General features: G+C 71.8%; 10 protein-coding genes. 6 read left to right on the top strand and 4 right to left on the bottom strand.

All coding sequences use genetic code 11. The annotated features are described in order from the left end of the window. The first annotated feature begins 1 nt into the window (after nt 1). Complete coding sequence (gene mmsA / locus OHA98_RS32785) at nt 2–1,504, top strand: CoA-acylating methylmalonate-semialdehyde dehydrogenase (RefSeq protein ID WP_266931135.1); 1,503 nt, start codon at nt 2–4, stop codon at nt 1,502–1,504. 148 nt (nt 1,505–1,652) lie between these two features. Here the strand turns inward: mmsA and OHA98_RS32780 are convergent, their stop codons facing one another. Next, nucleotides 1,653–2,288, bottom strand: a complete 636-nt coding sequence (locus tag OHA98_RS32780; RefSeq protein ID WP_266931133.1) for a hypothetical protein — start codon at nt 2,286–2,288, stop codon at nt 1,653–1,655. Nucleotides 2,289–2,648: 360 nt separating this feature from the next. Between OHA98_RS32780 and OHA98_RS32775 the strand changes: the two genes are divergently transcribed. The 5 genes from OHA98_RS32775 (at nt 2,649) to asnB (ending at nt 10,092) form a co-directional block, all read left to right on the top strand. Continuing rightward, a complete protein-coding gene (locus tag OHA98_RS32775) occupies nt 2,649–3,425 on the top strand; it encodes a phytanoyl-CoA dioxygenase family protein (protein WP_266931131.1) in 777 nt (258 codons plus the stop codon). A gap of 189 nt (nt 3,426–3,614) precedes the next feature. After that, nucleotides 3,615–5,501, top strand: a complete 1,887-nt coding sequence (locus OHA98_RS32770; RefSeq protein ID WP_266931130.1) for an NAD(P)-dependent oxidoreductase — start codon at nt 3,615–3,617, stop codon at nt 5,499–5,501. Then, complete coding sequence (locus OHA98_RS32765) at nt 5,494–6,891, top strand: MFS transporter (protein ID WP_266931128.1); 1,398 nt, start codon at nt 5,494–5,496, stop codon at nt 6,889–6,891. Before OHA98_RS32770 ends, OHA98_RS32765 begins: the two co-directional genes overlap by 8 nt. Nucleotides 6,892–6,933: 42 nt before the next feature. After that, the gene (locus OHA98_RS32760) at nt 6,934–8,196 is read left to right on the top strand and encodes a nucleotide sugar dehydrogenase (RefSeq protein ID WP_266931126.1); all 1,263 of its coding nucleotides are present in this window, start codon (nt 6,934–6,936) and stop codon (nt 8,194–8,196) included. 60 nt (nt 8,197–8,256) lie between these two features. Then, entirely contained in the window at nt 8,257–10,092 is a 1,836-nt protein-coding gene (gene asnB, locus OHA98_RS32755; RefSeq protein ID WP_266931125.1) for an asparagine synthase (glutamine-hydrolyzing), read from the top strand. A gap of 31 nt (nt 10,093–10,123) precedes the next feature. On the opposite strand, the gene OHA98_RS32750 is transcribed toward asnB, so the two are convergent. Genes OHA98_RS32750 through OHA98_RS32740 form a run of 3 tightly spaced genes read right to left on the bottom strand, consistent with a single transcriptional unit; the run spans nt 10,124 to nt 11,852 of the window. Beyond that, nucleotides 10,124–10,801, bottom strand: a complete 678-nt coding sequence (locus OHA98_RS32750; RefSeq protein ID WP_266931124.1) for a contact-dependent growth inhibition system immunity protein — start codon at nt 10,799–10,801, stop codon at nt 10,124–10,126. A 12-nt stretch (nt 10,802–10,813) separates the two neighbouring features. Beyond that, nucleotides 10,814–11,113, bottom strand: a complete 300-nt coding sequence (locus tag OHA98_RS32745; RefSeq protein ID WP_266931123.1) for an RNase A-like domain-containing protein — start codon at nt 11,111–11,113, stop codon at nt 10,814–10,816. Then, on the bottom strand, nt 11,100–11,852 hold the full coding sequence (locus OHA98_RS32740; RefSeq protein ID WP_266931121.1) for a hypothetical protein: 753 nt from the start codon (nt 11,850–11,852) through the stop codon (nt 11,100–11,102). The genes OHA98_RS32745 and OHA98_RS32740 overlap by 14 nt, the downstream gene beginning before the upstream one ends. Between the last annotated feature and the right edge of the window lie 12 nt (nt 11,853–11,864).

Below are 11,864 nucleotides of genomic sequence, written 5' to 3'. Positions count from 1 at the left end.
AATGACGAAGACCGTCGACCACTGGATCGGTGGCAAGACCGTCGAGGGCACGTCGGGCAACTACGGCCCCGTGACGGACCCGGCCACCGGCGCCGTCACCACCCGGGTCGCGCTCGCCTCGGCCGAGGAGGTGGACGCCGCGGTCGCCGCCGCGAAGGCCGCCTACGCGACCTGGGGCACGTCCTCGCTCTCCACCCGCACCGCGGTCCTGTTCCGCTACCGCGCCCTGCTGGACGCCCGCCGCGACGACATCGCCGCGCTGATCACCGCCGAGCACGGCAAGGTGCACTCCGACGCGCTGGGCGAGGTCGCCCGCGGCCTGGAGATCGTCGAGCTGGCCTGCGGCATCACCACCCAGCTCAAGGGCGAGCTGTCCACCCAGGTCTCCAGCCGGGTCGACGTCTCCTCGATCCGGCAGTCGCTCGGTGTCGTCGCGGGCATCACGCCGTTCAACTTCCCGGCCATGGTGCCGATGTGGATGTTCCCGCTGGCCATCGCGTGCGGCAACACGTTCGTCCTGAAGCCGAGCGAGAAGGACCCCTCGGCCGCCAACCTGCTGGCCGAGCTGGCCGCCGAGGCGGGGCTGCCCGACGGCGTCCTGAACGTCCTGCACGGCGACAAGGTCGCGGTCGACGGCCTGCTGGCCCACCCGGACGTGGCCGCGGTCTCCTTCGTCGGCTCCACCCCGATCGCCCGCTACATCCACGCCACCGCCTCCGCCAACGGAAAGCGCGTCCAGGCGCTCGGCGGTGCGAAGAACCACATGCTCGTCCTGCCGGACGCCGACCTGGACGCCGCGGCCGACGCGGCGGTCTCGGCCGCGTACGGCTCCGCGGGTGAACGCTGCATGGCGATCTCGGCGGTCGTCGCGGTCGGCGCGGTCGGCGACGAGCTGGTCGCCAAGATCCGTGAGCGCGCCGAGAAGATCAAGATCGGTCCCGGCAACGACCCCACGTCCGAGATGGGCCCCCTGATCACCGCCGCCCACCGGGACAAGGTCGCCTCCTACGTCACGGGCGCCGCCGCCCAGGGCGCCGATGTGGTGCTGGACGGCACCGGCCACACGGTGGAGGGCTTCGAGGACGGCCACTGGATCGGCCTCTCGCTCCTGGACAACGTCTCCACCGACTCCGACGCGTACCGGGACGAGATCTTCGGCCCGGTCCTGTGCGTGCTGCGCGTGGACTCGTACGACGAGGGCGTGGCCCTGATGAACGCCTCGCCGTTCGGCAACGGCACGGCGATCTTCACCCGCGACGGCGGTGCGGCCCGCCGCTTCCAGCTGGAGATCGAGGCCGGCATGGTCGGCGTCAATGTGCCGATCCCGGTGCCGGTGGGGTACCACTCCTTCGGCGGCTGGAAGGACTCGCTCTTCGGCGACCACCACATCTACGGCAACGACGGCGTGCACTTCTACACCCGGGGCAAGGTGGTCACCACCCGCTGGCCCGACCCGGCGGACGCCCCCTCGGGCGTGGACCTGGGATTCCCCCGCAACCACTGAGCCCAGGCGGCCGCCGAGCGTCGGCGGACCACGGACCCGCCGCTGACTCGCCGCTTTCCGGCCGAGCCCCTGCCCGCACCCCCGGGTGGGGGCTCGGGCGTGCGCGGGTCCGGGCGCGGCCCGCCCGCTCGGGCTCCGGCCCGCCCGCTCAGGCTCCGGCGCCCGGCGCGTCGTCCGGGAACCACGCGACCATCTCGCGGTAGATCTCCGGGACCCGGTCCTCCGGGGCGAGCCAGTCCGTTTCGCCTTGACGCCATTCGTACGCGCGATGGCGCTCCCCGAGCACCTCGACGAGTTCGGCGGCCAGCCGGGAGGCCTCGTAGAGGTCCTGGTCGGTGCTCTGTGAGCTGGCGGCGACGATCACACCGCGGACCTCGGCCGAGTGGCCGTAGCGGAACGCCCCGCTCCCCATGAGGTGCGGGTCGGTGTGCGCGGCCGATCCGTTGTTGTGGCCGATCCGCCGGTGGGCGGCGGCCTTGGCGGCCGCCTTCGGCAGGAACGCCGCCGCCTGTTCCCCGACCGTGAGCGCGGCCAGGACGGCGTCGGTGTGGCCGGTGGCCGCGTCCGCGGTGGGGTCGAGGATCACGAAACCCATGGCCGGACGCGGATACGGGCCGCGTGGCGCCTCACCGGCGGCCGCGGTGTGGTTCCGCTGGATGCTCGCGGCGCGGCGCCGGCCCAGATCGGTGAGCAGCTCGGTGAGTTCGGCGTCGCTGAGCATGTAGCCGTAGGGGTTGCGACGTATCGCGGCGTGTACGCGCGGCGGGCTGGATGGGGCGCTCACGGTGCTCCTTGTCGGTGACGGACGGGAGTTGTCCGGGTCGGCGGACCGGCGGCGCGTTGAACCGTAGCCGCTTGATCCTTTCCGCGCCACGGGAATCCGATCCGCCGAATTCGGAGGCCCGACTTTCCGGGCGCAAATGTCGAGATCACCGAGTAGGCCGAAATCAAACGGCAATTTTCAGACCTTCGCTTGGCCAATTCCAGGTGGTTGACCTTGGGTGGCCGGTTCCGTAGATTCCTGCCTCGTTGCCCAAAGGTCCAGACCAACTTGTGGGGTCTGGGCTGGTACTCCATGACGGTCTTCCCCCTCTTCTGCGCTCCGCCGCGACGCGGGGAGGGGGTGTGAGGGGGGTTGTTCACTGTGGCCACGCCGGTAGTTTCCGGACTTAAGCAGAAGTTCACATCTGACGGATTCACTGCTGTCGGGGAACTTCTTTCGGACGACGAGCTCGCGCTCTATCGCGAACTGTACGACCGACTTCTGAGTGGGGACATCGCGACGGGGGACAAGCGATCGGACCTCGGTTCGCATGTGCCCCGGAAAGCGGGAGTCCGCGAGAACATCACGCAGATCATGTGGCCGTCGGCGCTCCATCCGCCGCTGCGGGATCTGCCGCTGCACGACCGGGCCCTGTCCGTCGCCCGTGAACTCATAGGCGACGACGCGGAACTCGACTTCGACATGATGATCCACAAGGGCCCGAACTCGGGCGTCCCCACCCCGTGGCACCAGGACGCCGCGTACTGGGTCGACATGCCCGACCGCCGGGCCGTCTCGATCTGGGTCGCGCTGGACGACGCGCACCTCGACAACGGGTGCATGTGGTACGTCCAGGGCTCCCACCTGCAGCCGCTGAGGCCGCACCGGCCCACCAGCGACGGCAAGAACATCGAGTGCGACTGCTCGGAGGACGAGCCGGGCGCCACCGCGGTGCCGCTGCGGGCCGGGGAGGGCGTGGCACATTCCGGTTCCACGCTGCACTCGTCGCGCGGCAACACCACCGACGGAACCCGGCGGGCGTACATCCTGAACTACCGCCCCGCCTCCATGATTCAGCTCGAACGGGAACAAGGCGCGGATCACGGGCTGAAGGAGAACGTGCGTCAGGTACGCAACTCCGACGCGTCCGAAGGCTGACGCATTCGACCGCACAGGCCCGCGCCCCGCATCCCCGGAGAATCCGTCAACGGATTCCGGATGCGCGGAGGCGGCCGCCGGCTCGACCGCACGGCGTAGTGCTGCCTGCCGGAAGACCATGGACACCTTTTCTCCTTGCCGGGCCGGCGCACACACCGGACCGGAATCCAAACGACCGGAAGGCAAGCGGTGAACGCTGTCTCTCTGACCGGCGCAGTCATGACGCACCCCAGGCGGATCGACGCGGCACAACACATCGCGGCCAAGGATCCGCAGGGCCGGATCCAGGTCATCACCGACCCTGATCCATCCGGCCCGCCCACCGCACTGCGCACCGCGAATCCCTCGTGGAGCTGTGTAGGCGGTGACGCCACCCACCATGTCGTGTTCCAGGACGACATCCTGATGGCGGACAACTTCTTTGCGTATGCGGAAGAGGTCGCCGCCGCTGTTCCCGGTGAAGCCGTCGCCTTCTACGAGGGCTGGGAAGGCCGGAACAGCGGCGTCGTCCGGCTGGGCGCGCTCACCGGAGCGTCCTGGGCGTACGCCATCGACGAACACGTCCCCTCGCTCGCGCTGATGCTCCCGGCCGAAGCCGCCCGCGGATACGCGCGGTTCGCCGCGGAGCACGGGGACGGCTGGCCCTACGACGTCGTCATCCAGCGCTACCTCAAGTCGCTCGGCATCCCCGTGCGCATCGGCGTTCCCAGCACCGTCGACCACGACGACGTACCCAGCCTCGCCGGGAACAGCACCCACGGCTGGCGGCGGGCCACCTTCTTCAGCGAGCGGACGCCCGCGACCGCCACCGGCGACTGCGCCACCTTCACCGTGGTGCCCTTCTACCAGTACGGGGAGGCCAAGTGCGCGGTGCGCTACGGAGCGCACTGGGAGTACCTGGAGACCCACCGGTACCTGCTGCGCGAAGGCCTCCTCGCACGCAGTGACGCGGACCTCGCCGCCGCGGACGCCCCGGACCTGCCCGACCGGGTCCGCCGCCAGGTGTGGCTGACCGCCTTCGCGACCGGCGCCGTGTTCGACGGCCTGAGCGCCGAGGACCCGGACCCCGCCGTGGCCGACGCCGTGATGAACTCCCTCGGGCCGGGCGGCCTGTGCGAGGAGTACACGGGCGCCGAACTCCTGGACATGATCCCCCTGATCCGCCGGCTGGCCCTGGACGCCTTCGCCTCCGGGCGCGCGGCCCACCGCGCCGTCTCCGCGGCACCCCGCGCCGGGGAGCCGGACGCGACCGCGGAGGTCGTGGTCACCGGCGGCGACCGGGCGTTCGCCGGACAGCTGGCCCGCCTGCTGCGCGACGCGGGGGTGCACGCGGCCCACGCGGAGCGCCTCGACGCGCAGCGGTACCCGAACGCGACCACCGTGGTCAGTCCGGGCGGAACGGACGACACCGCCTACCCGTTGACGGATCTGCTCGCCGACGCCGAGAAGCTCGGTGTCCGGCGGCTGGTACACATCGGCTCGGCGGCCGTCTACCGCGGGGAGCCCGGCGGGAACCACACGGAAGACCTGCCGCTCGACCGGCCGCTCGACGCGGCCGCCCTCGCCCGGCGCCAGGAGGAACAGGCCTGCCGGAACTGGGGCGCCGAGACCGGCGCCGCCGTCCAGATCCTCCGCGCCGCCGAACTCGTGGGCCCGCACGCGCCCCTGGACGGCGTACTGGCCGGCTGGATGCTGGACGCCTGGACCCGCAGGCCGATGCGGCTGACCGACGGGCGCCGCCACCAGATCCTCGACCACCGGGACCTGGCCGGCGCACTCGCCGCCGTACTGGCGCGCCCCGCGTCGACGGCCGTCTACAACGTGGCCTCGGCGCAGTTCGACGAGACGGAGTTCGCCGAACTCGCGGCGCTCACCGCACGCCGCACCGCATGGGAGCAGGCCCCCGCGCAGCAGCCGCACGCGCCCGTCATGGACACCGGGCTGATCACGGCGGAGACCGGGTGGCAGCCCACCGCCGCGGTGCACGACGGCGCTCGGGCCCTGGCCCAGTGGCTGGCCTGCGACACGCACGACACGCTCACGCCCAGGCCACGACGACGAGGTCCCGTTGACTGACGAACAGCACACGCTCGACTCCCGGGACGCCGAGGCCGGGATCTTCTCCCGGCCGTACGCGGCGGCCACCACCACGTTCGCCGTGGTGATGTTCCTGACCGGGTTCGCCGCCCTCGCGGTGGTGCCCACCCTGCCGACGGCGGTGCAGGACCTGGACGGGGTCTCCCTGTTCCCGGTCGTGGCGGGCTGCTTCGTGGCGGCCAGCCTGCTCGGCGGTGTCCTCGGAGGGCACTGGGCCGACCGGTCGGGTGCCCGGCGCCCGCTGGCCCTCGGCATCGTCCTGTCGGTCGTGACCCTGCTGGTGTCCGCCTCCAGCGTGTCCGTGTGGCAGCTGGCCGCCGGCCGGTTCCTGGACGGTCTGGCCGCGGGCATGGTCGCGGTCTCCGTGACCACCGCGATCGGCCAGTCCTACCCGGAGTCGCTGCGGCCCAGGATGCTCGCGCTGATGAGCGCCAGCTGGGTCGTCCCGTCGCTGGTCGGGCCGCCGCTGGCCGGTGTCGTCGCCGACTGGTGGTCCTGGCGCGCCGTCTTCTACGGCCTGGCCGTACTGACCGCCCTGCCCGCCGTCGCCCTGATGGCCGTCCTGCGCAGACCGGCGGAGGACGGCGCCGCCGGGCCGGCCGACCTGCCGCCGGAGGAGGAACGGGCGGCCCGCCCCCCGCTCCTGGTCGCGGCGCTCCTCAGCCTCGGCGCGGCCCTGGGACAGTACGGGGTGTCGGGCTGGAGCGTGCGGCACCTCCTGTTCGTCGCCGCGGGCCTCGCGCTCCTGGTCGTCTTCGCCCCGAAGCTGCTGCCGAAGGGCACCTGGCGCGGCGCCCGCGGTCTGCCCACCACGGTGCTGCTGCGCGGTCTGACCTCGGGGTCGTACTTCACCATCGAGGCGCTGGTGCCGCTCATGCTCATCACCGAGCGGGACGTGGCGCCGGTCACGGTCGGTGTGGCGTTCACCGTCTCGGCGGTGCTGTGGGCGGGCGCCTCCTGGGTGCAGGGCAAGCTGCTCCAGGACGTCGCCAGACACCGGCTGGTCGTCGTCGGCGCCCTGATCATGGCCGCCTCCGTCGCGCTCGCGGTCGCGGGCTGCTTCGGCCCCCCGGCCACGGCTCTGGCGGCGATGCCCCTGGCGGCCGTCGGCATGGGCCTGCTCGATCCGTGTGTCACCGTGCTGTCGCTCGGGCACAGCGCCCCGCACCGGCAGGGCCACACCACCAGCGCCATGCAGACGAACATGAACCTCGGCCAGGTCGTCGTGCTGGCCATGGCCTCCGGCGTGCTCAACGCCTGTATCTCCTCCGGCGCGACGGCGCTCGACGGCTATGCCGTCGCCTTCGCCCTCCTGCTCGCGCCACCGCTCCTGGTGGCCGCCCTGGCAGTCCGCGCCCGCGCGGTGTGAACACCGCTGTCCCGCTCTTCCCGCACGCTGAAAGGGAACGTTGTGCGCAGTGACCTCGTGGTCATCGGCCTCGGCTATGTCGGTCTTCCGCTCGCGGTCGAAGCCGGCCGATCCGGTATGAAAGTCATCGGTCTCGATCGCGACGCCACCACCGTGGCCCGCCTCAACACCGGAATCTCCCACGTCGACGACATCGACGACGACGCGGTCGTCGGTATACGTGCCCAGGGCTTCACCGCCACGACCGACGAGAGCGTGATCGCCGACACGGACACCGTCGTCATCTGTGTCCCCACCCCGCTGTCCCCGTCGGGGGGACCGGACCTCGCCATGGTCGAGAGCGTCTGCGCCACGATCAGCCGGCACCTGCGTCCCGGGACCCTCGTCGTCCTCGAATCGACCACCTACCCCGGCACCACGGACGAGATCGTCCGCCCCCTCCTCGAACGCTCCGGCCTCGTCGCCGGCCAGGACTTCCACCTGGCCTTCTCCCCGGAGCGCGTGGACCCCGGGAACAAGCACTACAACATCCGCAACACCCCCAAGGTGATCGGCGGGCACACCCCGTCCTGCACCACCGTCGCGGCGGCCTTCTACGGCAAGGTCGTCGACCGCATCGTCCAGGCCGCCGGCACCCGCGAGGCCGAGATGGCCAAGCTCATCGAGAACACCTACCGGCACGTCAACATCGCCCTGGTCAACGAGATGGCGATCTTCTCCAACGAACTGGGCATCGACCTCTGGGACTCGATCTCCTGCGCGGCCACCAAGCCGTTCGGCTACCAGGCGTTCCGCCCCGGTCCGGGCGTCGGGGGCCACTGCATCCCCATCGACCCCAACTACCTGGCCCACAAGGTCCGCACACTGGGCTACCCCTTCCGGATGGTCGAACTGGCCCAGGAGATCAACACCCGGATGCCCCGGTACGTCGTCGAACGCGCCCAGCACCTGCTGGACCGCAAGGGCCGGACGCTCAGCACCTCGCGCGTGCTCCTGCTGGGGGTGACGTACAAGGCGGACATCGCCGACCAGCGCGAGACCTCGGCCAGGGCCGTCGTCACCCGGCTCCGCTCGCTCGGCGCCGACGTGGCGTACCACGACCCGCACGTACCCACGTGGGAGGTGGACGGCACACCCGTGCCGGCCGCTCCGGCCGACCTGCCGACCGCCCTGGCCCAGGCCGATCTCGTCATCCTGCTCCAGCAGCACAAGGAGTACGACATCGACGTGATCGAACAGCACGCGCCGCTGCTGCTGGACACCCGGGGCACCGCGCGCCCCCGGGCCCACGTCGAACGCCTGTAGTCCCGGACCGCCACACACGCGCACGGCACCACAACACCCGTATCTCCCAGGAGTATTCACATGTGCGGCATTGCAGGATGGGTCGACTTCGCACGACCGGTGGACCGCGACATCGCGCACGCCATGACCGCCACCATGGAACGCCGCGGCCCCGACGCCGGCGGCCTGTGGACGGACACCCACGTCGCCCTCGGGCACCGGCGCCTGTCCGTCATCGACCTGGAGGGCGGCTGCCAGCCCATGGCCGCCGGGACGGCCCCCGGAACCCGCGCCGTCCTCACCTACAGCGGTGAGACCTACAACTTCCAGGAGCTCCGCACCCAGCTCAGCAGCCTGGGACACTCCTTCACCACCCGCAGCGACACCGAGGTCGTGCTCAGGGCGTTCCAGCAGTGGGGCGCCGGCTGCGCCACACGTCTGCGCGGCATCTACGCCTTCGCCGCCTGGGACGCAGACCGGGAGGAACTCCTGCTCGTCCGCGACCGCATGGGCGTCAAGCCCCTGTACTACGCCGAGACGGACTCCGGCGTCCTGTTCGGGTCCGAGCCCAAGGCGATCCTCGCCCACCCCGGGTTCCGGCCCGTCCTGGACACCGAGGGGCTGCGCGACATTCTCTCCGTCGCCAAGGTCCCGGGCCACGCGATGTTCCGCGGCATGCGCGAGGTGCCCCCGGGCTGCACCGTACGGGTCAGCCGCGCGGGCGTGAAGGAGGAGCGCTACTGGCAGCTGGCGATAGCCGAGCACCCCGACCCGCTCGACCGGACGATCAGCACCGTACGGGACCTCCTCGGCGCCGTCGTCGAGGAGCAGATGGTCTCCGACGTACCGCTGTGCACCCTGCTGTCCGGCGGGCTCGACTCCAGCTCCCTGACCGCACTCGCCGCCCAGGCGTCCCGCGCACAGGGCCGGGGCCGCATCAGGTCCTGCTCGGTCAGCGACCCCGACCTCGACGGCAGCGCGGGCAGCGCCGCCAACGAGGACCACATCTACGCCCGGCTGCTCGCCGGACACGTCGACTCGGACCACAGCGAACTCCCGCTCAAGGCGCCGGACCTGCTCGCACCCGAGCTGCGCGACTCGGTCCTGCGGGCGTACGACCTCCCGCTGGCCAAGGGCGACGAACACGCCTCCCTGCACATGCTGTTCGGCATCGTCCGCCGCCACTCCACGGTCGCCCTCTCCGGTGAGTGCGGCGACGAGGTGTTCGGCGGCTACCGCTGGCAGCGGGACCCCGACGCGGTGTTCTCCACCACGTTCCCGTGGGTCCACGAGGGCCGCCACAACTACCAGGGCAACGACATCCTCTTCAGCCCCGACCTGATGGCCAAGCTCGACCTCGACACCTACGAGCGCGACTGCCACAGCAGCGCCGTCGCGGAGATCGACGCCGGCCGGCACCTCGACGACGCCGCCGAGGCCCGGTACCGGGAGACCACCTACCTCGCCCTCACCCGCCACGCCCAGGTGCTCTTCGACCGGAAGGACCGCATGAGCATGGCCTGCGGGCTGGAGGTCCGGGTCCCGTTCGCCGATCACCGGCTGGTCGAGTACACCTTCAACGTCCCCTGGGCGATGAAGAGTTTCGACGGACGCGAGAAGAGCCTGCTGCGCGCCGCCATGAAGGACCTGCTGCCCACGGCGATCTCCCAGCGCGTCAAGACGCCGTACCCCTCGATCCGGGCGGCGGCGTACAACCAGGGGCTCCGCGAGCGCCTGTCGGACGTCCTGCTCGACGGGTCGAGCCCGCTCGGCCCGCTCGTCTCGTCGGACCTCAGGTCCGCACTGCGCCGCGACGGGACCACGGCGCTGGAGGAGGGCATGAGCCGCGCCGCGCTGGAGACGACCCTCCAGCTCGACGCCTGGCTGCGCACGTACAAGGCGGAAGTCGTCCTGTAAGCGGGACGGCCCCGCCGCCCGCGCGGCCCCGCTACTCCTGGCGGCCGGTACCCCCGGCCGCCAGGACGGCGTGGGCGAGCGCGACGAGCCACGCGCCGTGGCTGAAGGAGTCCGGCGGATCCACCTCCAGGCCGAGTTCGGTGAGCCCCACCGTGTACTCGCCCTCGTCCAGGCCGAGAGCCAGCAGCTCGTGCAGCTCACCGGCCAGCCGGGTGACCAGGGAGCGGTCGGTCGTGTCCAGATAGTCCTGGAGCGCCGCGTCATGGTCCTCGGACTCGTCCGGCATGTCCTGCGAGAACCAGCCGCCGAGCAACTGCCCCAGCTCGGGGAAGCGGGCGTGCCACTCCCAGTGGGTCCGCGGGGCGCAGGGCGGCGGGACCTCGCCCGCCTCGATGCTGCGCCGCAGATGGTCGGCGAGCAGCAGCAGCCAGTCCCGGACCGCGTCCTCGTCCAGCCCCACGTCGGGCACCGGATAGAACTCCCCCAGACGCAGCCGCAGCGGCCCCGGCGGGGTGCGGGCGTAGGAGCGCAGCTGTGCCTCGGCGGCGGCCAGGGCGTGCGGCCGGGTGTGCCAGGTGTGCCGCAGATAGGCGGCCAGCGCCTCGCTCGGCCGCTCCGGGGTGTCGTCGGCTCCCAGCCCCGCGTAGGCGTGCAGGACCTGGTCCAACTCGCCGTAGGAACTGTCGTGTTGCAGGGGTGTCAGGGGCACGTGGGCCTGCCTCTAGAGGAGGATCGGGAAGGTGGCGTGCACGGTGAAGCCGTGCGGGGAGGACGCGGACCGCTTCAGGATCACGCGTGCGGCCCGCACATCGACCGCTCCGCGCCCCGCCAGCATCATCGCCTGGAGGAGCACCCGGCCCACCGGCTCCGGCCGGGAGGGCCAGGACGCCTCGATGGTGAGCCGCTGCCGCGTCGACTGCGCCAGCCACCGGTGCACCGCCTGGTCGTTGCGGGTCACGACCATCTGGGTCGCCCACTGCGCGGTCTCCCGGTCCGGGTAGGTGGCGCTACGCGTGCGCATGCTGCTCCTTCATGTGCCGGGTCAGCTCGCCGGCCAGGCGGCCGAACCACTGCGCCCAGGTCGATCCGGACACTGAGGCGAGGGGAAGCGTACGGTCGAACGCCTCGCTCATCAGCTCCTCGGTGGGATAGGTGGCGATGGCCCGGTGGGCCTCACCGACGAGTCCGGGGAGGATCCAGCCGCAGTGCCGCGGGTGATATCCGGCGACGTAGCCCGCGATCACCTCGTCGACCTCCTCGCCGTCCGAGACCTCCAGGTACGCCTGGGAGAACTCGACGAGGAGCGGGAAGCAGCCGCTGATCCCGATCCGGCTGTCCGGCCGGAAGCCGGGGCCGTCGCCCGTGCCGGCGTCGGCCCCCGTTCCGGCGTCCTCGGCATCGCGCCAGGTCTCCGACTCGATGGCCTCGCAGAGGATGCCGAAGAGCTCCGCCGTACCGATCCCCGACCGCATCCGGGCGGGGACCGTCCGCGCCAGCACACCGAACGCGGGATGCTCCCGGCCGTACGCGAGGACCCGGCGCAGGGAGTACGCGGTCTCCTGCGGCTGCCGGGCGGTGAGCGCGGGCAGCAGCCACTGCCGCCGGCAGTACTGAGCGACCCCCAGCTCCAGGACCACGCGCGCCTCTTCGGCGTTCTCGCAGCGTGCCGCCGCGGCGAGGTCCAGCTCCTCCAGCAGCAGGGCCGGGCCGCGGTGCCGCAGCCACCAGTCGGCGGGGGTGCGGGGCTCGGTGTCTGTCACGGTGCCACGGGG

It is taken from the genome of Streptomyces sp. NBC_00654, from assembly GCF_026341775.1.
GTDB lineage: Bacteria > Actinomycetota > Actinomycetes > Streptomycetales > Streptomycetaceae > Streptomyces.
This window is presented reverse-complemented; position numbering and strand designations above follow the sequence as displayed.

Coding starts and splice junctions, on each gene's coding strand:
- OHA98_RS32745 (WP_266931123.1), bottom strand. CDS start 11,113: ATGCGCACGCGTAGCGCCACCTACCCGGACCGGGAGACCGCGCAGTGG.
- mmsA (WP_266931135.1), top strand. CDS start 2: ATGACGAAGACCGTCGACCACTGGATCGGTGGCAAGACCGTCGAGGGC.
- asnB (WP_266931125.1), top strand. CDS start 8,257: ATGTGCGGCATTGCAGGATGGGTCGACTTCGCACGACCGGTGGACCGC.